Annotated in this window: 22 protein-coding genes and 1 riboswitch; of the genes, 9 read left to right on the top strand and 13 right to left on the bottom strand. The window is 35.2% G+C overall.

Annotation, left to right across the window (positions count from 1 at the left end):
• Positions 1–62: 62 nt before the first annotated feature.
• The 5 genes from HCJ50_RS00220 to HCJ50_RS00200 are packed head-to-tail and all read right to left on the bottom strand — an operon-like array spanning position 63 to position 4,395.
• The gene (locus HCJ50_RS00220; protein WP_185347047.1) at positions 63–1,136 is read right to left on the bottom strand and encodes an ABC transporter substrate-binding protein; all 1,074 of its coding nucleotides are present in this window, start codon (positions 1,134–1,136) and stop codon (positions 63–65) included.
• The gene (locus HCJ50_RS00215; protein WP_185347049.1) at positions 1,133–1,939 is read right to left on the bottom strand and encodes an ABC transporter permease; all 807 of its coding nucleotides are present in this window, start codon (positions 1,937–1,939) and stop codon (positions 1,133–1,135) included. The genes HCJ50_RS00220 and HCJ50_RS00215 overlap by 4 nt, the downstream gene beginning before the upstream one ends.
• Positions 1,936–2,745, bottom strand: a complete 810-nt coding sequence (locus HCJ50_RS00210; RefSeq protein WP_185347050.1) for an ABC transporter permease — start codon at positions 2,743–2,745, stop codon at positions 1,936–1,938. Before HCJ50_RS00210 ends, HCJ50_RS00215 begins: the two co-directional genes overlap by 4 nt.
• Complete coding sequence (locus tag HCJ50_RS00205; protein ID WP_185347052.1) at positions 2,745–3,839, bottom strand: ABC transporter ATP-binding protein; 1,095 nt, start codon at positions 3,837–3,839, stop codon at positions 2,745–2,747. The genes HCJ50_RS00210 and HCJ50_RS00205 overlap by 1 nt, the downstream gene beginning before the upstream one ends.
• Before the next feature lie 13 nt (positions 3,840–3,852).
• Positions 3,853–4,395 (bottom strand): helix-turn-helix domain-containing protein, encoded by a 543-nt coding sequence (locus HCJ50_RS00200; protein ID WP_185347054.1) that lies wholly within the window; start codon positions 4,393–4,395, stop codon positions 3,853–3,855.
• A 204-nt stretch (positions 4,396–4,599) separates the two neighbouring features.
• On the opposite strand from HCJ50_RS00200, the gene HCJ50_RS00195 reads away from it, so the two are divergent.
• Positions 4,600–5,067, top strand: coding sequence for a hypothetical protein (locus HCJ50_RS00195; protein WP_185347056.1), 468 nt, complete (start codon positions 4,600–4,602; stop codon positions 5,065–5,067).
• A gap of 139 nt (positions 5,068–5,206) precedes the next feature.
• Here the strand turns inward: HCJ50_RS00195 and HCJ50_RS00190 are convergent, their stop codons facing one another.
• From HCJ50_RS00190 to HCJ50_RS00180, 3 genes are all read right to left on the bottom strand, one after another.
• Complete coding sequence (locus HCJ50_RS00190) at positions 5,207–7,261, bottom strand: Na+/H+ antiporter (RefSeq protein ID WP_185347058.1); 2,055 nt, start codon at positions 7,259–7,261, stop codon at positions 5,207–5,209.
• Between the two features lie 126 nt (positions 7,262–7,387).
• On the bottom strand, positions 7,388–8,026 hold the full coding sequence (locus HCJ50_RS00185) for a GTP pyrophosphokinase (RefSeq protein WP_185347060.1): 639 nt from the start codon (positions 8,024–8,026) through the stop codon (positions 7,388–7,390).
• 156 nt (positions 8,027–8,182) lie between these two features.
• Positions 8,183–8,539 (bottom strand): iron-sulfur cluster biosynthesis family protein, encoded by a 357-nt coding sequence (locus tag HCJ50_RS00180; protein WP_185347062.1) that lies wholly within the window; start codon positions 8,537–8,539, stop codon positions 8,183–8,185.
• Positions 8,540–8,691: 152 nt separating this feature from the next.
• On the opposite strand from HCJ50_RS00180, the gene HCJ50_RS00175 reads away from it, so the two are divergent.
• Complete coding sequence (locus HCJ50_RS00175) at positions 8,692–9,453, top strand: blue-light photoreceptor (RefSeq protein WP_185347071.1); 762 nt, start codon at positions 8,692–8,694, stop codon at positions 9,451–9,453.
• Between the two features lie 70 nt (positions 9,454–9,523).
• A riboswitch (Lysine riboswitch) is annotated at positions 9,524–9,723 on the top strand.
• Positions 9,724–9,816: 93 nt separating this feature from the next.
• Complete coding sequence (locus HCJ50_RS00170) at positions 9,817–11,277, top strand: amino acid permease (protein WP_185347073.1); 1,461 nt, start codon at positions 9,817–9,819, stop codon at positions 11,275–11,277.
• A gap of 49 nt (positions 11,278–11,326) precedes the next feature.
• Here the strand turns inward: HCJ50_RS00170 and HCJ50_RS00165 are convergent, their stop codons facing one another.
• The gene (locus tag HCJ50_RS00165) at positions 11,327–11,788 is read right to left on the bottom strand and encodes a MarR family winged helix-turn-helix transcriptional regulator (RefSeq protein ID WP_185347121.1); all 462 of its coding nucleotides are present in this window, start codon (positions 11,786–11,788) and stop codon (positions 11,327–11,329) included.
• 255 nt (positions 11,789–12,043) lie between these two features.
• Between HCJ50_RS00165 and HCJ50_RS00160 the strand changes: the two genes are divergently transcribed.
• The 4 genes from HCJ50_RS00160 to HCJ50_RS00145 all read left to right on the top strand — a co-directional run bounded on the left by HCJ50_RS00160 (position 12,044) and on the right by HCJ50_RS00145 (position 15,145).
• A complete protein-coding gene (locus HCJ50_RS00160; protein ID WP_185347075.1) occupies positions 12,044–12,574 on the top strand; it encodes a YceI family protein in 531 nt (176 codons plus the stop codon).
• Positions 12,575–12,682: 108 nt separating this feature from the next.
• Positions 12,683–13,609, top strand: coding sequence for an EamA family transporter RarD (rarD, locus tag HCJ50_RS00155; RefSeq protein WP_185347077.1), 927 nt, complete (start codon positions 12,683–12,685; stop codon positions 13,607–13,609).
• 89 nt (positions 13,610–13,698) lie between these two features.
• Positions 13,699–14,340, top strand: coding sequence for an NAD(P)-dependent oxidoreductase (locus HCJ50_RS00150; RefSeq protein ID WP_185347078.1), 642 nt, complete (start codon positions 13,699–13,701; stop codon positions 14,338–14,340).
• Between the two features lie 103 nt (positions 14,341–14,443).
• Positions 14,444–15,145, top strand: a complete 702-nt coding sequence (locus HCJ50_RS00145; RefSeq protein WP_185347080.1) for a DUF554 domain-containing protein — start codon at positions 14,444–14,446, stop codon at positions 15,143–15,145.
• An 86-nt stretch (positions 15,146–15,231) separates the two neighbouring features.
• Here HCJ50_RS00145 and HCJ50_RS00140 read toward each other — a convergent pair whose 3' ends face one another.
• Positions 15,232–15,882 (bottom strand): DUF5105 domain-containing protein, encoded by a 651-nt coding sequence (locus HCJ50_RS00140; RefSeq protein WP_185395446.1) that lies wholly within the window; start codon positions 15,880–15,882, stop codon positions 15,232–15,234.
• Between the two features lie 119 nt (positions 15,883–16,001).
• On the opposite strand from HCJ50_RS00140, the gene ybaK reads away from it, so the two are divergent.
• Complete coding sequence (ybaK, locus tag HCJ50_RS00135; protein WP_185347090.1) at positions 16,002–16,478, top strand: Cys-tRNA(Pro) deacylase; 477 nt, start codon at positions 16,002–16,004, stop codon at positions 16,476–16,478.
• A gap of 103 nt (positions 16,479–16,581) precedes the next feature.
• Here the strand turns inward: ybaK and HCJ50_RS00130 are convergent, their stop codons facing one another.
• The 3 genes from HCJ50_RS00130 to HCJ50_RS00120 form a co-directional block, all read right to left on the bottom strand.
• Positions 16,582–21,012 (bottom strand): 2-hydroxyacyl-CoA dehydratase, encoded by a 4,431-nt coding sequence (locus HCJ50_RS00130; protein ID WP_185347092.1) that lies wholly within the window; start codon positions 21,010–21,012, stop codon positions 16,582–16,584.
• Between the two features lie 266 nt (positions 21,013–21,278).
• Positions 21,279–22,658, bottom strand: coding sequence for an amino acid permease (locus tag HCJ50_RS00125; RefSeq protein ID WP_185347095.1), 1,380 nt, complete (start codon positions 22,656–22,658; stop codon positions 21,279–21,281).
• 192 nt (positions 22,659–22,850) lie between these two features.
• Positions 22,851–23,486 carry an FMN-dependent NADH-azoreductase gene (locus HCJ50_RS00120; RefSeq protein ID WP_185347097.1) on the bottom strand — a complete coding sequence of 212 codons (636 nt, stop codon included), beginning with the start codon at positions 23,484–23,486 and terminating at the stop codon, positions 22,851–22,853.
• A gap of 196 nt (positions 23,487–23,682) precedes the next feature.
• Between HCJ50_RS00120 and HCJ50_RS00115 the strand changes: the two genes are divergently transcribed.
• The gene (locus HCJ50_RS00115) at positions 23,683–26,499 is read left to right on the top strand and encodes a sigma 54-interacting transcriptional regulator (RefSeq protein WP_185347099.1); all 2,817 of its coding nucleotides are present in this window, start codon (positions 23,683–23,685) and stop codon (positions 26,497–26,499) included.
• Positions 26,500–26,636: the final 137 nt, after the last annotated feature.

Below are 26,636 nucleotides of genomic sequence, written 5' to 3'. Positions count from 1 at the left end.
AAAACGATTGCTTATACTCCTGAATGCTTGCTGATATGACACGTTTTCGCCGAGTTTCCCGATCACTTGCGATACATCTTAAACTCTAAGAAAAGTTCATTATAATAAGACAACATTCGTTTTCCTAAGTTATCATATACTTCTAAATTCGTCAGCTCATCCATATTTGGATAAAAACGTTCGTCACTAGAAATTTCTTTTGGTAATAGTTTCACTGCTTTTTCATTTGGTGTGGCGTAACCGACATATTCGGCATTTATGGCTGCATTTTCTGGTTTTAACATGAAGTTGATAAATTTATGCGCTCCATCAACGTTTTTCGCGGTTTTCGGAATGACCATATTATCAAACCATAAATTCGAGCCATCTTTTGGAATCACATATTCTAAATCTTCATTTTCACTCAGCATTTCTGCCGCTTCTCCAGAAAATGTTACCGCAACGCCTGCTTCATTATCAGCCATGAGTAACTTGATTTCGTCACCAACAATTGCTTTCACGTTAGGTGTCATCGTTTCAAGTTTGTCACGTGCTTCCATTAAATGTACTTTGTTTGTGTCATTGAGGGAATATCCTAAGCTGTTTAATCCAAGACCCATTACTTCACGGGCTCCATCAATTAAGAGGATTTGATTTTTCAAGTCAGGATCAAATAACGCATCCCACGTATCAAAATTCTTATTTGGGAACATTTCCTTGTTATAAATAATTCCCAGTGTTCCCCAGAAATATGGCATTGAATACTTATTATTATCATCAAAAGACAAATCCATAAAGCGCGGATCGAGATATTTTTCATTGGGTAATTTTGAATGATCAAGTGGAATTAGTAAATTTTCTTCTTTCATTTTACTAATCGCATAATCACTTGGTACTGCAATATCAAAAGTAGTACCACCTTGCTCGATTTTCGTCATCATGGCTTCATTCGAGTCAAAGGTTTGATAAATAACTTTCATACCCGTTTCTTTTTCAAATTTCGTTATTAAAGATGGGTCAATATAGTCGCCCCAGTTATAAATCGTTAGTGTGTTACTCCCAGCGTAACCTTCTGAACGGTTCATCGTTGTTGCAAGTAGCATCATAAGAAGTGCCACCACAATAACTGGCACAAAAATTTTCAGCAATTGCTTCATTCTTTCGTCGCCCCCGTTCGAATATTTTTGCTTGTATTATGCTTGCTAATAAAGTAATAACCGATAACAAGAACAATCGTAAATAGGAAAATAAGTGTAGATAAAGCATTGATAGAAAGCGAAATCCCTTGTCTAGCACGTGAATAAATTTCTACTGCTAATGTGGAGAAACCGTTCCCTGTTACGAAAAAAGTGACTGCAAAATCATCTAATGAATAAGTTAGCGCCATAAAGAAACCAGCTAAAACACCTGGCATAATGTAAGGAAGAATCACCTTAGAAAGCACTTGCCACTGACTCGCCCCTAAGTCCCGCGCCGCATCCATTAATGTTGGGCTCATTTCTTGCAACTTCGGCAAAATCATTAGTACGACAATCGGAATACTAAATGCGATATGAGAAACCAGCACCGAAATAAAGCCCAGTTTCACCCCTAAAATCGTAAAGAATATCAAGAAACTAGCTCCAATAATTACATCCGGGCTGACAATCAACACATTATTCAGGCTAAGCAACGAATTTTTCGCAAAAGGTTTTGGCATAAATTTTATCGCCAATGCTCCAAAAACCCCAATCACTGTCGCAATCACTGAGGAAAGCAGTGCAATAACAAAGGTATTTAAAACAATAATTAACAATCGCGTATCTTGAAAAACTTCCTTGTAATAATCAAGTGTAAACCCGCTAAAATTATGCATTGTTCCACCTTTATTAAAAGAATAGAAAATCAAGTAAAAAATTGGTGCGTATAAAATCACAAAAATAAGTACTAAATAAATTGTTCCCCATTTACTTTTCTTCATTTACGCACACCTCTTTTCTTTTTAGAGCCTGTTAAAAACATAATTAAAATCATCGCAATTATTAAGAACACACCAATCGTTGAACCCATTCCCCAATCTTGCGTGACAAGGAAATGTTCTTCAATAGCTGTACCAAGCGTAATCACCCGGTTTCCAGCAATTAATCTTGTAATCATAAATAAAGATAACGCCGGAATAAATACAGCCTGACAACCAGATTTCACCCCATCTGCTGTCAAAGGAAAAATCACTCGTCGAAACGTCGTCAAACTGGATGCGCCTAAATCGCGAGACGCTTGAATCAAAGTTGGGTTAATTTCCTCAATCGCATTAAAAATCGGCAAAATCATAAACGGAATAAAAATATAAGTTGATACAAATAAGAAACTAAAATCAGTAAATAATATTTGTTTTGAACCAATTCCCATCAATTCCAAAAACTGATTTGCCGCCCCGTAAGTCCCAAAAATCCCAATAAAGGCATATGCTTTCAAAAGTAAATTAATCCAAGTTGGCAAAATAATTAACAGCAACCACAATTGTTTATGTTTCAATTTGGTTAGCAAGTAAGCTGTTGGGTAAGAAATCAGTAGCGTAAAAACGGTAATTAAAAACGCATACCAAAACGAACTAGCCGTCATTTTCAAATAAACGGGCGTGAAAAAGTGAATATAATTATCCATCGTCAAATTACCATCGACATCAAAAAATGAGTAATAAACAATTAATAAAATTGGTGCAACAACAAAAAGTAAAATCCAAAGTACATAAGGAATAAGGTATACCGTCCGAGTGCGTCTATTCATTACTGCACCTCATCATAGCTATCCAGCCGCTTATCGAATTCTTCCTCCGTTTCCCCAAGACGCATAACATGAATTGCCTCTGGATCAAACGCTAAGCCAATCTTATCACCAACACGAACTTTTCTTGTAGTATGAACGAGCCACTCATTTCCGTCCGTATCAATACAACCCACTTCATAATGCACACCGCGAAATAGCATCCAATCCACCGTTACTTGAAGTTTCCCTTTTTCAGCAGAAGTTATTTCAAGATCTTCTGGTCGAATAACTACTTCTACAGTTTCATTTGGACGGAAGCCTTGGTCAACACATTCAAAGCGTCTTTCTACAAATTCCACTTCAAAGTCTTGCATCATTTTACCAGTGACAATATTTGATTCACCAATGAAATCTGCTACAAATTTATTAATTGGTTCATCATAAATATCAATTGGTGTTCCGCTTTGCTGGATTTCCCCTTTATTTAATACAAAAATCTCATCACTCATTGCAAGTGCTTCTTCTTGGTCATGTGTCACAAAAATAAACGTAATTCCAAGCCGTTTTTGCAAGTCACGAAGTTCATATTGCATTTCAGTCCGAAGTTTTAAATCAAGCGCCGAAAGTGGTTCATCTAGCAAAATAACTTCCGGTTCATTAACAATCGCACGCGCAATTGCAACACGCTGTTTTTGCCCACCTGACATTTCGCTAATTTCTCTTTTTTCATATCCTTTTAAATTAACAAATCGTAAAGCTTCTTTGACTTTTTCGTCTATAGCTTCTTTTTTTAATTTTTTTATTCTAAGTCCAAAAGCGACATTTTCGTATACATTTAGATGTGGAAATAGGGCATAATCTTGGAATACCGTATTAACTGGGCGTTTATTTGCTGGTATTTGATTAATAACTTTTTCACCAAGGAAAATTTGCCCTTCTGTCGCTTCTAAAAAGCCAGCAATTAAGCGTAAAATAGTTGTTTTCCCACACCCTGAAGGACCTAATAATGTATAAAATTTTCCTTTTTCTATTTCAAAACTGACATTGTCTAGTACGGGTGGATCATTGTCAAATTGTTTTGTTACATTTTCAAAACGAATAATTGTTTCTGTCAAAATAGTTTCCCCCTTATAAATATGAATCCGTTGCAACTAAAATGAGTGTCGCTTTTTGATTTGATCTGTTAATGATTTGGTGCTCATCTGCTGCATGGAAATAAATAGCTTCTCCGGTTTTTGCGATATACTCATTTCTTCCAAGTATCACTGTCACTTCTCCGTTTAGCACATAGCCAAAAGTTTCAGAAAGCGATGGTTCAAAGTTTTTAAAATAGCTATTTTCTTCTATTTCAAGTAGTACAGGTTCCATTTCTTTTTCATTCGATTCCGGAACCAACCACTTAATTCTGTATCCCTTCTCTTCATCTTCAAAAAATGTATGCTCTAACTCCCCATATATTACTTTTTGATTATGTTCTTCCTCATCAAAAAAGTCTTTTGGTGTCGAACCAAGCACTTCCAAAATAGCAAACAAGGTTTCAATAGATGGCGAACTTAAATCTCGCTCTAATTGTGAAATATAACCTTTAGTTAAATCAGTCCGCTCGCCTAGTTCCTCTTGCGTTAAATTCTTGCTAAGCCTAAGATTTTTAATACGTTTGCCAATTTCCATGTCTGTTTCCTTTCTTTCAAGTTTAGTGATAATAAACCTCAAGTTAGATAAGTTTACTAATATTAAACATAGAGTTTACTTACAGCAAGATACATTATACAACAAAGCTATCATACGGACAATAGTTTTTTATGTTTTATTAGCTAGACAAGGATTTTTTTAATGCTAAGATTTTATCATTACAACAAGAGGCTGGTGGCATCCATGACGGAATATCGATTTTCAAAATATACTATGAATATTACGTTAGTTGTGCCAGTAATTCTAGCAACTTTTTTAATTGGAATACTTGCACTTATGGCTATTTTTCTAAAAATAACCGACCTCAAGTTTTACTGCCTTTCCTTTGGATTCGTTGTAGCATTCGGCTTCTACTTCAAACAATTTTTCCTTGGTGTTTTCTTTATTAATAAAAATGCCTTTTATCATAAAAGAGGATTATTTGATAAAGTATATCCATTTAGTAGATACTATGTGGAATGTGATAAAAATCAATATCGTTATGGCCCAAAAAAACTTCCCAATTACAAAATTTTTATTTTAGATTTAGAAACTGGGAAAGAAACTATTATTACTATTAATGATACCAGTAGAAAATATCAACGTGCTGACTTAAAAATGAAAGAAGAAATTTGCCGATTTAGTGACCATTTAAGAAAAGTTCAATCGTAAATCTATCCATACGTAATAACCTCGCTCCTTTTTCCCACGTTCTGCGAGGCTTTTTAGTTTTCTTTAATCAGCTTCTATTTTCCAACAGTAAAAAAATCGCCTATACACCTCTTTAGATATATAAGCGATTATAATCATTTTAATCGGTTCCCAAAAAATCATCATATAAGTAAGTCTCAATCATATTTAAATTTTGACGGAGTTCACGTGCCAAATCTCTTGAAATTCCACCTGTTTCAAATAGATGCTGAATAATATCACGTTCAGTTTGGAAAGCCACAATTTGAACCTCGCGTTTTTTCTGTTCGGATTTTGCACGTTTTCTACGAGTTATATTACTATCATTCCTAATTCGCTCTAAAAACATTGTATGTTCTGTAATAAGTGGACCGATAATATCCGCATTTTCTTTTGTAAGTTGCTCTTTTAATTTTTGGATAACTAGTATCTCATTTTCTTCTCTTAACTTACGAATTGCCTGGAAGCGTTCATTATCTTTTGAAATCCCTTTTTTCATTTTATGACTAATTTTGTACCATTTTTTCGGGTGAATGACAAACATCATAAGTCGAACAAAGAACATCCATGCTGTTTTTATTTTTGTTCGGAAGCGTTGTTTAATTGCTTGCTCCACCATATTTAGATAGTGTTGATAGCGATAACTATCGGTTGCCACCAATTCTCCGCTATCCGCTTTTTTCTGCGTATTCATTCGTTGCCATTCAATGATTTCTAACCGTTTCTCTCGCTCTCTCTCATCCATCTTTTTATTTGAACTATTATGCTGTAAATCATAAATCCGTCTCCGATAGTCTTCAATCACTTCATCTGTTGCTGCTTTCGTCTCTGGTAAAGTTTGCTCTTTCAGCTCCCTAATCACATTTCTTAAAATCCGAATTCGAGTCGCTTTTTCTGCTCGTTCATCTTCCGTTGTTACTTCTTCATTTTTAGCTAACAATGGTAAAATAAATGTCGCAATTACTAATGTACAAAGAATAACACCAGACGCTAAGAAAATAATTAATGCTCTTTGTGGGAAAAGTGTCCCATCATCTAGGAAAAATGGAATTGCAAGCGCACTGGCTAATGTTACTGCTCCACGTACTCCAGACAAAGAAGTAAGTATTACTGGGCGCAGTTTTGGTCGTGTTGTTTTTTTGTTATGTTTATCCCGTTTTTTTGCACCAATATTCCATGACATATACACCCAGACAAAGCGAAGTAAAATTAAAGCAGCTGTGATGGATAAAATATAGGCAGTCACTTGCCAGTTGCTGATACCTGAATCATTCCAAACTACTTCAATTATAGAAGGAAGTTGGGTACCTAAAAGTAAAAACACAAGCCCATTTAAGACAAAAATAATAACTGACCAAGTACTTTGAGATACAATATTTAGTTTAACTGATTGTGGATCGATTTTCTTTCGTTCCATTGAGTGCATAATTCCTGCTGCGACAACCGCTAAAATTCCAGAAACATGAAATTCTTCCGCCACTAAATAAATAATAAATGGTGTCAAAATTTGGATAAGCATGTGGAAAGTAACGTCTTCCATTCCAAGCCCGCGTACCCACTTAAGAAATCTAAATTTTAACCAACTAAGTACTAATCCGACTAAAACACCGCCGATTGCAATAACAAAAAAGCTAATACTCGCATCCAGTAAACTAAAAACACCTGTTACCATCGCTGCAATCGCAAATTGGAAAGCAACTAAACCTGATGCATCGTTAATTAAAGCTTCTCCTTCCAACAAATTCATTATTCGTTTAGGTAAATTTATCCGCCCTGAAAGCGAACTCACAGCAACGGCATCTGTAGGCGCAAGTGCAGCAGCAAGCGCAAAAGCAGCAGCTAGTGGAATGGTCGGAATCATCCAATTTACAAAATAGCCAATAACCACTACCGTTGCAAACACAAGCCCGAGTGCTAATACCAAAATTGGCATCCGCATTCCCCATAAGGCTTTCTTATCAGTTCGTCTTCCATCATTAAATAACAATGGCGCAATAAACATCACCAAAAAAAGTTCCGGGTTTAATTTTAAATCGAACGTAATTGGTACAAGCGCAATCATCACACCTAAGCCAATTTGAATAAGTGGTACTGATACAAAGGGCACAAAGCGATTGACTAAATTAGAAATAAAAATAGCTACAAGTAATGCTAAAACATATAAAAATATTTCCATTATGTACGCCCCTTTCGTTTTTTCTCCTATATTATTATGAAGCAAAAATAATTATCTCGCAAATATAAAACAGCTTTATTTCTTTGCAACGTATTGGCCTGCAAAGAAATAAAGCTGTTTTATCATTTATTTTTCTTTTTCCTTTTTATACTGGTCAATTTGGTCATTTAAGTTTTTCATTTTTTCATCTAAATGAGTAATGATTCTTGCCGCATCTTGTAATTCTTTAACCAATTCCTCTGGAGCTTCTTTCTGATACTTATAATAAATCTTATGCTCCAAACTTGCCCAAAAATCCATCGCGACGGTTCGAATTTGAATTTCAACTGTCATTTTTTCAGAACGGTTTGTTAAGAAAACTGGTACTTCACAAAGTAAATGTAAACTCCGATAGCCATTTGGTTTAGGATTCGTCACATAATCTTTAACACGCAAAATGGTAATATCGTTTTGTCCTGCTAACATCTCATGAATTCTAAAAATATCTGATACAAAAGAACAGGTAATCCGAATGCCGGCAATATCATGGACATGTTTTAAAGCATTTTCTGGTGTAATATCCAACTCTTTTTTTTCTAATTTTGCCCCAATACTTTCTAATGACTTCACCCGAGATTTCAAGTGTTCCATTGGGTTATAATCATGAATAAATTGAAATTCTTCATTTAATATTTTAAGTTTTGTATTCACTTCTTCTAAAGCAAAGCGATGGAGCAGCATAACATTTCTCCAATTCTTTAACTCATCTACTGATGGTTGTTCCATCGTAACACTCCTTCCTTATGTAAAAAACTTCCCTATTCTATGTTACTACAATTCGGAAGCTAGTGTCACTATATGTTGAAAGTTTCACTACATTCTCATGAAAATTTCATCAAAAAACCTAGAATAATAATATTTATCCTAGGTTTTTTGATGAAATTATTTTACACTAACAGGGCAACTAATTACTTCGTCCGACTCTGTTACTAATAGTAAATTACGATTATAATACTGTCCATCACTTTTTAGCATCATTACCTTCGCTTTATCATCATAATCAATGATTAATTCTTCCTCTAAAAATATCTTTGTCCAGCGTTTAATTAAAATCGGACCAATGTTTGACTCCACTTCATCATCTTCTTTTGTTTGTTTTTCTACTAAACGAAGCGTAAAAATGCCGCTATTCTCACATGCACAGCCTTCTGTATCGTAATACAAATGTAGTTGTCCAGGTAACCCAGATCGAAGTACTTCAAGCCGTTTTTTAGCACTATTTGTAAATCTAATAAACATAACGTATCACCTCTACCTTAATTATACACCCTCATTGATATATTTTCTCGTTACCGATTTTCCTTATTTTAAATTCACAAATTTGACATTGGGCTTTCGCGCATCATCGTGTTATGATATAGATGTATTTGCAAAGGGGGCGAAACACGCAGATGTCTGCTTATCCAAAATTTGATATTATCTTAGAAGCATTAAATTTATCGAGTGTTGGGGTAATTATTACTGATGCTGAACAAAAAAATAATCCAATTATTTTTGTAAACACAGGTTTCGAAAATATTACCGGCTATACGAAAGCTGATGCACTTGGTTCCAATTGTTACTTTTTACAAGGGGAAGATACGGATAAAAATGAAATCCAAAAAGTTCGTGATGCAGTTGTAAACAAAACCACAACAAGAGCATTACTAAAAAATTACCGAAAAAATGGTTCATCTTTTATGAATGAACTAACGATTGAACCGATTTATGATGATAACGGACATTTATATTTTGTTGGTATTCAAAAGGATATTACAACAGAACATAATTACCAGTTGGAACTCGAAAAATCCCTAAGAGAAATCGAAAAACTTTCTACACCCATTGTACCTATTAAAGATAATATATGTGTTTTACCACTTATTGGCTCGCTTACGAACGACCGGTTTCAGCATATGTCTGAATATGTAAGTGACTATATGGATAATGGCAAGGAAGATTACTTAATTATGGACCTTTCCGGACTTGCGGATTTTAATGAGGATGCAGTGATGAATCTTGTGAAATTTCACGGATTTATGAAATTAACTGGAGTAGAGTTAATTATTACAGGTATTTCACCTAAGTTCGCCATGACATTAATTCGCTATGAAGAAAATCTATCCACTTTAACAACTTACAGTACTATCAAAGAAGCCTTACAAAATTATTAAAAAACGTATTGCAAAATGAGTTATTTTCCGTTATTATGAGTAAATAATCAAATACAAACCCTCATCCAAATGGTGAGGTAGAGGTTGCGAGATTCACTAGTACTTTTTTTAGAGGCGAAACAAAGACGCCAATGACAAAAAACGAACAGGATGATCGCCGAAGTGACTATTTTATCTTTGTTTAAGAAATAGTTGTTGGGACAGTTGCTCAAAAGCGCTGGACTGCTATAAGAATTTGTCAAATTTTCTTATGGATGTGCTATCTGACAAGAAGATGTTGGTAAAATATGTAACAGCCAATTTCTTGAAGATTGGCTGTTTTTTTTGCGCACTTTCCTCTAAAAATAGAAAGGAAGATATATTTTGAAAAAAGAAACACATGGCGAAATTCGTCGTGACTTAAAAACGAGACATTTATCCATGATTGCTATTGGTGGATCTATTGGAACTGGGTTGTTTTTAGCTAGTGGAAATGCCATCCATACAGCTGGGCCAGGCGGAGCACTCGTTGCCTATATCGCTATTGGTATTATGGTTTACTTTTTAATGACTAGCTTAGGCGAAATGGCCACCTATATGCCGGTTTCAGGTTCATTTAGTACATATGCTACTCGTTTTGTGGACCCAGCATTTGGTTTTGCACTTGGTTGGAATTATTGGTTTAACTGGGCAATTACCCTTGCAGTTGATATTTCTACCGCAGCCATTATCGTTCAATTTTGGCTACCGAATACACCTGCATGGCTATGGAGCGCTATATTCCTCATCCTAATCTTTGGTTTAAATGCCTTGTCTGTAAAAGCTTACGGCGAATCAGAATATTGGTTCTCCATCATCAAAGTAGCAACTGTAATTATTTTTCTTATTGTAGGAGTGTTAACCATTGTTGGAATTCTTGGTGGAGAAGCAATTGGCTTTTCTAATTTCACCACTGGAGATGCGCCGTTCAAAGGTGGTTTCTTTGCCATCCTTGGAACATTTTTAATCGCTGGTTTCTCTTTTCAAGGAACAGAGATGGTCGGAATTGCTGCTGGTGAAAGTGCTACCCCAGAAAAAAGTGTTCCAAAAGCAATTAAACAAGTTTTTTGGCGGATATTATTATTCTACATTTTCGCGATTTTTATTATTGGGATGATTATTCCTTATACAAGCCCGCATTTACTAAGTGCAGATGCGACAGATGTTGCTATTAGCCCTTTTACACTTGTTTTTGAGAAAGCGGGACTTGCTTTTGCTGCTTCGATAATGAATGCAGTTATTCTTACTTCGGTATTATCTGCCGGGAACTCTGGTTTATATGCTTCAACTAGAATGCTTTGGGCTATGGCTCGTGACAAAAAAGCGCCACGTTTCTTGGGAAATGTAAATAAGCGCGGAATTCCAATGGCTGCTTTAATTGTAACAACCATTATTGGCGCTATGACCTTTATCACTACATTAACAGAAAACGGAACCGTAATTTATACATGGTTACTATCTGCTTCTGGATTAACAGGTTTTATTGCTTGGGTTGGTATTGCCATCAGTCATTATCGCTTCCGTAAAGCATTTTTAAAACAAGGTCATGATTTAAACGAACTAAAATATAAAGCGAAATTTTTCCCGTTTGGACCGATACTTGCATTGATATTATGTATTTTGGTTATTATCGGACAAGATTATGCTGCCTTTTTAAAACCGGAATTCACAAATCCTGCTTGGTGGCAAAAAATAGGTATTTCTTATATCGGCCTACCTATTTTCCTGATTTTCTGGTTATCGTTTAAATTCGTAAATAAAACCAAAGTTATTCCACTAGAAGATTGTAAATTCGATAAAAAATAAAAAAACATCTCTTGTTCATTCAGGCTAACCTGAGTGACAGGAGATGTTTTTATTTACTCTTTTTTAATAATGTTTCTACTTTTTTATTCAATCGAAGCAATTCTTTTACTTCCGATTCGTTAAGATTTTCAAAAACTTTCATCATTGCTTTATACATAAACGCATTTGCTGTAGATCGTTTGGACAAATCCTCCCCTTTTTTAGAAAGTTTTAAGGTTAAATCCATACTATCACTTGGAATTGTTTTATTTAATTTCACTACTAATCCTAAATTTATTAATCCGTCAATATTTGCGGCGGCGGAACTTCCGGTAATGATTAATCGCTTCGTTAATTCTGCAACTGAAATTCCTGGAGCGCTGTATACTACATTAATAATCGCCAATTGTTGTATGGTTAAACCTAAACTAGCTGCATTTTGGTCAGCATACCCCGCTGAAATCCGCTGAATCGACCAATATGTTTTTAAAAGTTCGCTAATATTTTCTGTATCTTTATTAATAATTGTCATCATCCAACCTCCTCTTACAACCTATTCTACGCACTTTATGGTAAAAACTCAATTAAATTTACAAAAAAAATATATTTATTATTACGATTTAATAGTTGCTTATTAAAAGTAAGTATGATATAGTTTAGCTATTAACAGTTAAGCTACTTGCTTACTTAATTCATAAAAGTATTTTGTACTAAGTTTAATCTCAGCCCAAATAGGTTAGATTATAATAGAATACTTTTATAAAAAACATATTTGGAGGAATGAAAAATGACAGTAGAAAAATGGAATGTAGACCCAGCGCATAGTTCAATCGAATTTCAAGTAAAACATATGATGGTATCAAAAGTAAAAGGAGCATTTAATAGCTTTTCAGCGGATATCGAAATGGATCCAGAAGACTTAACAACTGCAAAATTAAACTTTTCTGTAGATGCTGCTTCAGTTGATACACGTCAAGCTCAACGTGATGGTCATTTAAAAAGCGAAGACTTCTTTAATGTAGAGAAATATCCTAATGTAACATTCACCGCAACTAAAATTACGCCAGATGGTGACGATGAATATATGGTTACTGGTGACCTAACTATTCGTGATGTAACTAAACCACTAACACTGGAAGTTAGCTATGAAGGAACTGGAAAAGATCCTAATACTGGCAACATGGTAGCTGGTTTTGAAGCAAAAGGTAAATTCAATCGTAAAGATTTTGGTCTTAACTACAATGCAGCCCTTGAAACTGGTGGCGTATTAATTGGCGATGAAGTGAAACTAAACATCCAAATCGAAGCAAGTAAATAATTTTTTAAAAATGCGAATAGCTTACCCTATTCGTATTTTTATATAGCTTTCTTTCCCCTTTTGCGCTAAAATAGTCTTATTGTTTAAAAAAGGGGGACTAATATCACTATGGAAAATAAACAAAATGGACAACTAGGCGGGATTATGGCTGGCGCTCTGGCTTATGTGTTCTGGGGAGTCCTTCCGATTTACTGGAAGCTAGTAACAAACGTCCCTCCAATGGAAATTTTGGCCTATAGAATACTATGGTCTTTTATTTTTATGCTATTTTTGATTGTCTGTTTACGAAAAGCATCCATGGTTTTGGAAGAAACGAAAGCAATTTTACTTAAGCCAAAAACGCTTATTGCCATTATTACAGCTGCTTTTTTAGTAACAGGAAATTGGTATTTATTCATTTATACAGTAAATAGTGGGCATGTAACTGAGGCAAGTCTTGGTTATTATATAAATCCACTTGTAAATGTTCTGCTAGCTACCGTAATTTTAAAGGAACGTTTAAGTCGTGGGGAAATAATTGCAGTTATATCTGCTACTATTGGTGTACTAATTTTAACCTGGCACTTAGGCTCTGTCCCATGGGCTGCAATTGGTATGGCTGTTACCTTTTCACTTTATGGTCTAATTAAAAAACTTGTTCCGGTTTCTGTTTGGACAGGTTTAACACTGGAAACACTGATTATCACACCATTCGCACTTATATATGTCTTATTTTTTGCAACTAATGGTTTAATGCAATATCCTACAAATACAAATATTATTTTAGTTGGTGCAGGAATTGTTACCGCTATTCCATTACTTCTTTTTGCAACTGCTGCGAAAAAAATCAGTTATACGATGGTTGGTTTCTTGCAATATATCGGACCTACATTAATGCTTGCTCTCGGTGTTTTGCTTTTCAAAGAAAGTTTTGACCATATCCAATTATTCGCCTTTCTATTTATCTGGTTAGCATTAATTATATTTACCATTTCTCACATCTACTCAGCAGCCAAAATCAAACAATTAGCCGCTGCTGCAAAAGAACAATCTTAAAAATAAATGTTTTCGAGCCCCTTCTTTCGGGAATAATTCTTCTATCAAGCGAGAATCTATTCCAGAAAAATGAATAGGGGGCTTTTTTTATGAAGATAGGAATAATTGGCGCTACGGGGCGTGCTGGTTCACGAATTTTAGCCGAAGCAAAAGACCGTGGTCATGAAGTAACAGCTATTGTAAGAAATGCGGGGAAAATCACCCAAACACATAAAGATATTAATATTTTACAGAAAGATATATTTGAGTTAACACTTTCTGATGTATCTGATCTAAATGTTGTTGTGGATGCTTATGGTACAAGTCCAGAAGAAGCTGAGAAACATGTTTTATCCTTGCAACATTTAATGCGAGTTTTAAATGGAACTGTATCGCCGCGACTTATCGTTGTAGGTGGTGCAGCTAGCCTTCAAATTGATGATACTGGCAATACGCTGCTCGAATCTAAAGGGTTAAAAGAAGCTCCATACTATCCAACTGCCAAAGCTCAAGCAGAACAATTAACACATTTAAAAGAAAATGAATCACATTTCAGCTGGACATATGTTAGTCCTCCTGCAATGTTTGAGCCAGGTGAACGAATTGGCACCTATCAAGTTGGAAAAAATCATCTGCTATTTAATAGTAAAGGCAATAGTTTTATTAGTATGGAAGACTTTGCTATCGCCATTTTGGACGAAATAGAACGACCAAATCATTTAAATGAGCGCTTTACAGTTGCTGAAAAGTGAATTTTTAGTCGAAGGGACTAGATTATTAGTTCCTTCGATTTTTTATGCCCATTCCGCGTGAGTTGCTGTATAATAAGAATATTGATTAAAAGGGAGGAATAAAATGGTATTACTTGGTGCGCTAGTTAATGGACTAGGAATTTTGATTGGTTCAGTAATTGGTATGAAATTACATAATATCCCTGAACGTATAAAAGACACTGTAATGAAAGGAATGGGTTTGTCCGTTATTGTTCTTGGTATTCAAATGGGGTTTAAAACAAGCAATTCACTGATCGTTATTTTAAGTATTTGTTTTGGTGCAGTTATCGGGGAATTAATTAATATAGACTACCATCTCAATCAGCTTGGTCACTGGATTGAACGCAAAGTTGGAGCTAATGGAAAAAGTAATATCGCCAAAGGATTTGTTACATCAACCCTTATTTTTGTTATTGGTGCAATGGGGATTATCGGGGCGCTTGATAGTGGTATTCGGGGTAATCATGATGTTTTATATACAAAATCGGTCATGGATGGTTTTATTGCACTACTCCTTAGTACGACTCTTGGCTGGGGAGTTATGCTATCAGCTATTCCAGTATTTCTTTTTGAAGGAATCATTGCTCTTTTTGCCACACAGATTGACCAATTTATTCCAGCTGAATTAATGGAACTAATTATTAATGAGATAACTGCAACAGGTGGTATTATGATTTTAGCAATTGGTCTAAATTTACTTGGTTTAACTAAAATCCGAGTTGCAAACTTAGTTCCCGGCATTCTTGTAGCAGCAGTAATTGTTGCGGGGCTTTATTATTTTTAACTAATCGCTATAAATAAAACAGGCACCTCCGTGATGAGAGTTGCCTGTTTTTATCAAAAATTATTTTGTACAGCTTTTCCTTAATTTTACATGCCACCCATAAAGAATGCGGTAGTTAGTTCTTGCATGAAGGCCATGTCATTCTCCATTTTCCAAAGTGAATCATCTTTTGTATTTACAGTTAATTTAAGATTTACATTTTTTGTTTCAGATACTGCATCTGCATTTTGTACTGCTTTTGTGTAGAGTTCCATTGTTTTCTTCGCCAATTTTTCATTGTCAGTAGCGATAGATGGATCAGCAGTTAATTCTTTTGTTAATTCTGTTGTTAGCTCTGCTTGAACGCCTTTCATGTCCAATCCTTTTACAGCAAATTGAATTTCTGGATTTTCTTTGTCGTCATTTATTACTTTAGTAGTATAAGATGTTTTTTCATTTACTTGTTTGCGTAATGCATTGTAGAAATCGTCTACTTCTTTGTCTATGTTAACATCACCAGAAAGACTAGCGCTAAATGTGCTGATAAAGCTTTCTTTAAAGCTTTTTTCGAATTCTTTTTCAAACGCACTACCGTCTTCACCATAGACATCTTTCACTTTGTCAGTATCTTTATTGTAAACAACTGCATTTACAGTAATTTCTCCTGCTTCTTTTGGCTCTATTCTTGAAGCTCCACATGCTGTTAAAACTAACATCATGGCAAGCAACATAATCATGCTAAATAAACCTTTTTTCATTAAAATCTCCCTCTCCTTTTTTGATACCTTATTATTGTACCAAACTTTCTAAAAAAACCAATGGAAATAGCCGGATTGTCATAATTTGTACATAAACAAACTAGATTTGAGGTGAATTTATGAATAAAAAAACAAATGTTTGTCGAATATTAGATCAGCAAAAAATCCCTTACCAGCTTCAAGAATATGCTTGGGATGAGGATTCACTAAATGCATTACATGTGGCACTAGAAACCGGTAATGATCCGGCTCATATTTTTAAGACTATTTGCTTAACAGGAGATAGGACTGGGCACCTTGTAGCATGTATCCCAGCAAGCAAATCCATTAATCTAAAAACTATCGCTAAAATTAGTGGTAATAAGAAATGTGAGTTAGTTCCTGTAATAACGCTTGAAAAATTAACTGGTTATGTCCGTGGTGGCTGTTCTCCTATTGGAATGAACAAGTTATTTCCTACATTTATTGATAGTAGTGCAGAGTCATTGGAAACAATACTTATCTCAGCTGGAAAAAGAGGCTTGCAAATCCGTATCGCGCCAATGGATTTAAAACAAGTCATTCATGGTAAATTTGCTTTGATTACTGAAAAATAAAAAACTGTAAGCAATTAGGTTTTGTAGTGCCCTTCAAAAAGTTAGACGAAAAATCTTACTTTTGAAGGGCAGTTCCTTTTCCTATCTGCTTACAGTTTTTTTACTAATCGTTATCTGTTTGAATATGTTCACTACTTGATGATGCAACATGTTTTACTTTTTGAGCAATTGCACCTACTGGATCAGCTTCTCTTGCTTGTTTCACTTTATTGCCAATCATTTCAACTGGAGCGCTCTCTCTGACTTGTTTTGCTTTCCCAAGAATTTTTTCTCTTGGGTTAAATTTAGTATTAGTTTCTTTTTCAGTGACTACTTCAGTTGTTTCTAGTTGTTTTCTAGCAATCGAAAGCATTAATTTAATTCGGTTTAATTGGTTTACAGAACTTGATCCCGCATCATAATCAATAGACATGATATTCGCTTCTGGATACATTTTTTTCAAGCCTTTAATCATTCCACGACCTGTGATATGGTTTGGTAAACAAGCGAATGGTTGTAAACAAGCAATATTCGGCACATTACTATCTAGTAGCTCAAACATTTCTCCTGTTAAGAACCAACCTTCTCCCATTTTATTTCCAAGTGAAAGTAATTGGCTTGCTTTTTCTGCAATAGATTCAATACTTGCTGGTGCTTCAAAACGTTCACTTTTCTTCAGTGCATCTGTAACTGGTTTACGGAATTGATTGATTAGCGGAATTGCCACACTTTGTTTTGCGAAAGATTTTACTTTTGAGCGACCAAATGTATTTGCAGCAAAATGGTCATCGTAACAGCAATATAAAATAAAATCAGTCAAATCTGGTACTACAGCTTCTCCGCCTTCTTCTTCAATTACATCAACAATATTATTATTTGCACCTGGATGGAATTTCACAAGAATTTCACCAACAACACCTACACGCGGTTTGATTTCATTTGTAATTGGTAGTTGATCGAAAGCTTGAACCATTTCATTTGCAAGTTTTTTATATCCAGTAAAAGAATAATCCTCCATTAACTCACGACCAGCATCAAGGTATTTACGGAATAACTTATTGGCACTACCTTCTTCTACTTCATAAGGTCTAGTCCGATAAAGCATCCGGTCAAGTGCATCCCCCATACTAATTCCTGCTAAAAGACGAACGAGTATTTTAGGGGTTAATTTAAATCCTGGTTGTTTTTCTAGGCCATTTGCATTCAGTGAAATTACTGGAATATGGTCAATTCCCGCCTCACCTAATGCTTTTTTCAACATGGAGATATAGTTGGTTGCCCGACATCCACCACCTGTTTGCGTCATTAAAACAGCTAAATTATCCAAATCATAATCACCATGTTTTAACGCATCCATCATTTGCCCAATCGTCAAAATAGCTGGATAACATGCATCATTATTGACATAGCGTAAACCTTCATCCACTGCACGAGGCGTAACGGCTGGAAGTACTTCTAAATTATAGCCACCAACCTTAAACGCAGCTTCCAACATTTCAAAATGAGTTGGCGCTAACTGTGGTGCTAAAATAGTGTATGTTTTCTTCATTTCTTTTGTAAACATTACGCGCTCTTTTGGTTTTTTCATTATGCTAGGTTTAACATTATTTTTCTCACGCTCTTCCATTGCAGCTTTCAAGGAACGGACGCGAATTCTTGCTGCACCAAGGTTATTGATTTCATCGATTTTAAGCAAAGTATACACTTTATTATGACCTTCAATAATTTCCTGACACATATCTGTTGTAATAGCATCTAGACCACAACCAAATGAAGTCAATTGCACGAATTCTAAATCTTCACTTTTAGCTGTAAAACTTGCTGCGCGATAAAGTCTTGCATGATATTTCCACTGATTTTCAACGCGAAGTTTATGGTCAATCTCACCCAGATGGGAAATCGAATCCTCTGTTAATACTGCCATTCCATTCATGGTAATCAGTTCTGGAATTCCGTGATTTACTTCTGGATCAATGTGATAAGGGTGTCCTGCGAGAACGATACCTTTGATTTTATTTTTCTTAATGTAAGTAAGTGCTGCTTCTCCTTCTTCTTGAATATCTTTACGACACATTTCCGCTTCAAGAAGCCCTGCTTTTACTGCTTTTTCCATATCTTCTGCTGGGATTTCAGGGAACGCTAAAATCATTTGGCTAATTAACGCTTTTTCATTATCTAATGTTAAAAATGGGCTAATCATTGGAATATTTTTCTCTTCTAGCGCATCAACATTGACACGAATAACTTCTGGATAGCCTGCAACAACTGGACAGTTAAAGTTGTTTGTTGCTTCACCAAATTCTGGTTTTTCATATACAACCGATGGGTAGAAAATTCGTTCGGCTTTTTTCTTAATCAAATCCATAATATGACCATGTGTTAATTTAGCTGGGAAACAAACTGCTTCTGATGCAATTGTTTCAATTCCTTTATCATAAAGATTTTTAGATGATTTAGAAGAAAGTACCACACGGAATCCTAAATTCGTTAAAATTGTATGCCAAAGCGGATAGTTTTCAAACACATTTAATGCACGAGGAATTCCAATAGTTCCTCGAGTAGCCTCTGATTTTTTGAGTGACTTATAATCAAAAGTTCGTTTTAATTTATATGCATATAAGTTTGGTAAAACATTTCGTTTTGTTTCAACACGTTCGCCACGTTCACAACGATTTCCACTAATAAATGTCCGGTCATCACCAAATCTAGTAACAGTCAGCTGACATGTGTTACTACAAAGATTACAGCGCGATTGTGAAGTTTCAGCGCTAAATTCACGTAATTTTTCAAGTACGAGCATTTCCGTTACTTCACCAGTTTCGTAATGTTCTCTAGCAATTAGCGCTGCCCCGTATGCTCCCATCATTCCAGCAATATCCGGACGAATAACTTCCCGACCAGTCAAAAGTTCAAAGGCACGTAGAACAGATTCATTATAAAAAGTTCCGCCTTGCACAATCACCTTTTCGCCAATATCTTTAGGGCTACGAAGTTTGATTACTTTTTGTAGTGCATTTTTTACAACAGAATAGGCTAGTCCAGCAGATAGATCTTCCATACTGACGCCTTCTTTTTGCACTTGTTTTACTTTGGAGTTCATAAACACTGTACAACGTGAACCAAGATCCACTGGTGCTTTTGCTTCAAGCGCACGTGCCGCAAATTCTTCAATAGATAAATTTAGCGTTTGAGCAAATGTCTCTAAGAAAGAACCACAACCAGCAGAACACGCTTCATTAAGCATTAAACTATCAAGCGCTCCTTTTTTGATTTTCATACATTTCATATCTTGTCCGCCAATATCCAAAATAAAATCTACATCAGGTAAAAATTCGCGAGCAGCACGGTAATGAGCGACTGTTTCGATTTCCCCAACATCAATTTTTAGTGCGGCTTTAATAAGCGATTCACCATAACCGGTTATACCCGATTGCGCAATTCGCACTTTCTCTGGCAAAATTTCATATAAATCACTCGTCGCATCAATAACAGATTGAAGCGGATTCCCATTATTACTAGAATAAAATGAATATAAAATTTCATTAGTTTGGCTCATCAAGATTAGTTTTGTAGTCGTTGAGCCAGCATCAATACCTAAATAAGCGTCACCTTCGTAATCTTCCAACTTCGCCCGTTTAGCTTTCATTTTATTGTGGCGAGCTCGGAAGTTTTCTAGATCCGTTTCATTTTCGAATAATGCTGGTAAGATTACTGTATCTGTTGTCATGGTTGTCATATCCATATTGGAAAGTTGGTTAACCATATCTTCTACTTTAATTGGAACATCATTAAGCCCTGTAAATGCCGTTCCAAGTGCAATAAAGTATTCTGCATTTTGTGGAGCAATAATATCGCTCTCTTTCATTTTAAGCGTCTCCGTAAAACGGTATCGTAGTTGATCTAGAAATGTTAGTGGACCGCCAAGAAAAGCTACTTTACCACGAATTGGACGTCCACATGCAAGTCCACTAATTGTTTGTGTAACAACACTTTGAAAAATAGATGCCGCAATATCTTCTTTTCTAGCTCCTTCATTTAATAGCGGTTGAACGTCTGTTTTAGCAAAAACCCCGCATCTTGAAGCTATTGGATAAATCGTATTAGCATTTTGCGCTAATTCATTTAAACCAGTTGGATCCGTTTGAAGAAGAGTGGCAATTTGGTCGATAAAAGCTCCTGTACCGCCAGCACAAGCATTATTCATTCGTTGTTCAATACCACCACTAAAATAAATAATTTTCGCATCTTCCCCGCCAAGCTCAATCACTACATCTGTCTCAGGAATAACTTGTTCCACTGCTTCAGTACAAGCGATAACTTCTTGCACAAATGGTACTTTTAAAAATTTGGAAATAGCTAATCCAGAAGATCCCGTGATTTTAAAAGTCATTTCTGTCATACCGCATTTTTTTTGCATATCTTGCATAATTTCGAGTGTTACTTTTTTAATATCCGAATAATGTCTTCTGTACGTTTGAAATAAAATATCCCCTTGATCGTTCAACGCTACGGCTTTCGCTGTGGTTGAGCCAACATCTAACCCTGCATGAATCATTTACCTCATTCCTTTCGCTACGCTTTATCTTTTTATGTATAGAAATTCACATATAAACGCTCAATTGTAGAAAACTTCACATTAAAACCATGAAATAAAAATGAGTGAGTACTCACTCGAAATGCATAAGCACTGTAAAGTCTCTAAACACCTATCATTCTACACGATTTTCATGATTTGTAAAGAATTTTGCGGCGATTTTTCTTAGCAAAAAAAAAGACCCCCACTGCTAAAACTGCTTTGGTTGGCGATGGAGGGCTTAATCGTTAATTATGTCGAATTTTCGACTTTTTATTTTTAGTTATTTTTAAAATTTGATATGCAATTCCTAAGATTAAGAACCATACTGGCGTTACAAATAGCGCGATTCGTGTATCTGCCGCAAAGCCTAGAATGATTAATAATCCACCAAAGAAAATTAAACTAACCCAGTTCATAAATGGTGATAAAGGCATCTTAAATGTACTTCTCTCCGCAATTTTTGGGTATTTAAGACGAAAACGTAAATGCGCAACTAAAATTACTCCCCAAACCCAAATAAAACAAATTGTTGCTATACTTGTTACCAAAATAAATACTTTCTCCGGCAAAAAATAATTTAAAAATACACCAATAAGTAAACATGCGGTTGATGTAATTAATGCCGTTGCTGGCACTCCATTAGAACTTAAATGATGCATTTTTTTCGGTGCTTTACCTTCAGCAGAAAGTGTATAAAGCATCCGGCTCGTGCTAAATATCCCACTGTTACATGAAGACATTGCCGCAGTTAATACAACAAAATTAATAATCCCGGCAGCTGCTGGTATACCAATCATTGAAAACACACTAACAAACGGACTTGTGTTTGGATCAATATTACTCCATGGATAAATGGACATTAAAACAAGCAATGCCCCAATATAGAAAATCAAAATCCGAATGGGAATATTATTAATTGCTTTTGGTAATGTGCGTTCTGGATCATCTGCTTCCCCAGCCGTTACCCCCACAAGCTCAATACCCACAAACGAAAATGTCGCCATTTGAAATGCAAGTAAAAATCCAACTATTCCATTTGGGAAAAAGCCACCATAATCTACTAAATTGGAAAATGACGCAGTGCTTGTTCCATGTTTATAGCCAATAAATACTAAAACAAAACCGATAACAATTAGCGCAATGATAACAACTACTTTAATAATAGCAAACCAAAATTCAATTTCACCAAATGCTTTTACAGTAGCTAAATTAAAAAGGAGTAAAATTAACACACACGCTAGCGCCGGTATCCATTGTGGCAAATCTGGTACCCAGAATTTTACATACATTCCAACTGCTGTGATTTCAGCAATACCTGTGACAATCCAACAAAACCAGTAAGTCCAACCTGTTATAAAGCCTGCCCATGGTCCAATATATTGTTCTGCAAATTTTGTAAATGACCCGGTTGTCGGGTTATGTATTAATAACTCACCCAAAGCTCGCATTACAAAGAATAAGATAGCCCCAATAATTAAGTAAACTAACATGATAGATGGACCAGCTAAATGAATCGTTTTTCCAGCTCCTAAAAAAAGCCCTGTTCCAATTGCCCCGCCTATTGCAATCAACTGAATATGTCTATTTTTCAGCCCTCTTTGCAATTCTTCTTTCTGCTCCGCCATCCTAATTCATCCCTTTCGAATAATTAAACAGAAAAAAGTGCTAAAAAATTAGCACTTTATCCTTGAATTCTTCTATTCTACTTTACCAATATCTTTAGGGATTAGCAATCTTTTTCTAAGTGTTTATCGGTCTAGACAGTTGATAATACTACCTTATCAATTAAAAGTATTAATAATTTTTTCACAAAGTTTTTAGAATTTAGCAGCACTTTCACGCGCTACCGATTTAGCAGCTGCAACAATCTCTGCTTCTTTGCTTGGATTATGATCAATACCTTCTACAAAAATGGTTGGAGCAACTTCAATACCGATAAATTGTAAAATGGTATTTAAGTATGGTTCTCCGTGCGTATAGGAATTTGCTTGTCCAGCAGAATAAACACCACCACTACCATGAATTAAAATAGCTTTTTTATTTTTTAGTAATGGCTCTGGACCATGTTCTGTATAGCGGAATGATTTACCTGCAACAACAAAAGTATCCACATACGCTTTTAGTAGTGGCGGGATTCCAAGATTCCAAAGTGGGAAGACAAAAATATATTTATCTGCTGCAAGGAATTGTTCCGTAAGCGCATTATAAGTATTCAATCTGTTTTGTACTTCTGGAGCTAAATCAGTAAATGCTTTGCCAGCTTGTAGTTCTCTTCCAGCCGTCATTAACTCTAAATCGAGTAATGGCACTTCTGTATTATATAATACTAATTCCTCTATTGTATCTGATGGATTTTTCGCTTTGTATTCCTCGATAAATGTTTCTGCTACTTGCGAACTTCTTGATACTTCATTTGGAAGTGGCGATGCTTTAATAAAAAGTACTTTTGACACTATGAACACCTCATTCGTTTTATTTGTTACTTCTATAATATTATTACTTACTTAGTGAGAGTAGTCAATTTGTTTTTTTATTCTATTATCATTGACTTTTTCAGTGGTCATGCTAAACTAAATACAGAATTTATAAGTGTATTAACTCGTTTTAATACACTAATCGTTTCCGGATACACTAAAGGGAGGTATTTTAATGAAGCGTATTGACCGTATTTATAAATTTATTTTAGAAAACCCCTCCACCATGACGATTCGCGAACAGCTTGAGAATAATGAAGGATTTACCGCCACAACTATTTCAGAAACCTTAGATATCCTAAGAAATAATGTCAGTATGGAATTAAATGAACTACACAGACAAGGGAAAATCATCAAAATCATTGGTCGTCCAGTGCTTTATTTTCCAAAAAAACCTGTTGAAGAAGAAATAGGCCGTAACTTAGCTGATAATGAACTTGAATTTGAAAGTTCTGCATCCCTTTTAAAATTACTCAAACCAAAAATCGCCGAAAGAAGCCCTTTCGATGATTTAATTGGTGTAAATGATAGTTTAAAGACTCCTGTTGAACAAGCAAAAGCTGCTGTCCTCTATCCACCTAATGGATTACATACAATGATTCTTGGACAAACTGGTGTTGGTAAAACACTTTTTGCTAATTTAATGTATCGCTTTTCGCAACATGCCAAACGTCTACCAACGGATGCGCCATTTATTATTTTCAATTGCGCAGATTATTATAACAACCCGCAATTATTAATGTCCCATATTTTTGGTCATGTCAAAGGCGCTTTTACTGGTGCCGATAATGACAAAGGTGGACTTGTTGAAAAGGCAGAAGGCGGTATCTTATTCCTTGATGAAATTCATCGTCTACCTCCTGAAGGTCAAGAAATGATTTTTTATCTAATGGACTCCGGAACCTATAATAAACTTGGCGAAACTGATCGAACACGAAAATCAAATGTATTAATAATTGGCGCCACTACTGAAAACCCTGAATCCTCTCTCTTAAAAACATTTATGCGACGGATTCCCATTATTATTACATTACCAAGTTTGGAAGAGCGAACAGCTTTTGAACGTGTTGAACTGCTTAAATACTTACTTTCTAGTGAAGCACATCGTGTAAATAAACCCATTCGAATTGAAGATGAAGCAGCAAAAGCTTTACTTGGAAATACTACTTATGGAAATATTGGACAGTTAAAATCAAATATCCAACTTGTTTGTGCACAAGGTTTTTTAAATAGTTTCGATAAAGATGATGAAATTCTAATTGATTTTAAAACTTTACCGATTAATATTAAAGACGGATTTTTCCACTTTAGCAATCGCCGCAAAGAACTTCAAGCAATCGCCGAGTATTTAGAGCCTTATACAACCATTTTTCCAGAGCTTAATAATACATTAATTACGTCGGATGAATATGAACCAAACTTCAACTTATACAAAATTATTGAAGATAAAGCTTCTATATTAATGAATCAAGGTGTAGAAGATGATGATATTAAAAAATTCATTAAAATGGATATTGATATTCACCTCAATAGTTTTTACAACAAATTTAAAAATACGATTCATAACCGCGAAAATATTTTAAAAATTGTCAATGAAGAAATCCTTAATTTTGCCGAAAGTGTGGAACAACGGATTGAGCATCAACTTGGCAAAAAATTAAATGAACGCTTTTTGCTTGCCTTTAGTCTTCATTTAACATCCTTTATTAAGCGAATAGAAAGTAATAAGCCACTTAAATATACAAATATCGAAAATGTAGTTAATGACCAGCCAGAAGCTTATGAACTTTCACGAGAAATTAAAGATGATATTGAAGCAACTTTCCACATTCGCGTTCCAAATATGGAAGTAATGTACTTAACATTACTTATTAGTTCGCTTTTAAAAGACCAGGAAAATGCCCGAGTTGCAGTACTTGTGGCGACTCATGGTAATAACACTGCGAGTAGTATGGTTAGTGTTGCTAAGAAACTGCTTGGTGAAGGTTTAGTAGAAGGAATTGATATGCCGCTTGACCAGAGCCCCAAAATTGTCCTAGATAAATTAACTGAACGTGCACGAGAAATGGATATGGGACGAGGCCTCTTACTACTTGTGGATATGGGATCTCTGACAAGCTTTGCGCCGGTTATTTCCGAACGTACGGGAATTCCAGTTCGTTCTATTGATATGGTTTCCACCGCAACTGTCATTGAAGCTGTTCGAAAATCTAATATTTTGGATATGGAGTTAGACAGTATTTATGACTCTTTAAAAGATTTCCGAGGCTACGGGGGCTATACTTCTGAAGACGATTCACTTGATGCAAATCAAAAACCCCATGCTATTGTTACTATTTGCGCGACTGGCGAAGGAACCGCGGAAAAACTTCAACTATTTATCGAAAATATTTTAGATACAATTACAACAGATGCAATTAAAGTGATTCCAATTGGCTTACACGAGATGGATGCACGGTTGGAACAATTACAAGAAGACAACGATATTTTAATGGCAGTTGGTATTCAAGATCCGAAAATCCAAATCCCATTTATTCCACTTGAGCGGCTTTTTGGTGATGATGGTGAGGAACAACTTGTTAGCCTTGTTAAACAGCGCAATATCATTGTAAAAACTGGTGAAACAGGACGAATTGCAAAAGAAATTATTGAAGAAAGCTTAAATGAATTCTTAATGTACTTAAATCCAAAGAAAACAATCGAAATTCTCACTTCTTTTGCTAATGTACTTGAGAAAAAGCTTGGCTACGAACTTGATAATACCTTTAAAATTAATTTACTTATACATGTTGGATGTGCGCTTGAACGGATGGTTTTACATGATGGTCTTACTTATCATGATGCCAAAACGATGACCGAAACCCCTATTTTCAAAGCACTGGAAGAAACCAACAAAGAAGTTATTTACAAAATGAATTTAAAACTCACAAATGACGAATTATGCTATTTATATGATATTTTAAATGAAATCCAACCAGAAGTAATTTTATAAGTATTATATCGAGCTAAAACAACTGTTGTAATTTTGATCAATAGCTGTTTTAGCTTTTTTTATTAAAAATGGCCAAAGATTTACTAGAAAGTTTCCTAGCCAGTTTTTTAGGGTAAGGTGGTATGTGTGTCTAAAAA

This window comes from Listeria immobilis (assembly GCF_014322765.1).
In the GTDB taxonomy this organism is placed as follows: domain Bacteria; phylum Bacillota; class Bacilli; order Lactobacillales; family Listeriaceae; genus Listeria; species Listeria immobilis.
Note: the sequence above shows the minus strand (reverse complement) of the source record. Positions and strands in the feature narration are given on the sequence as shown.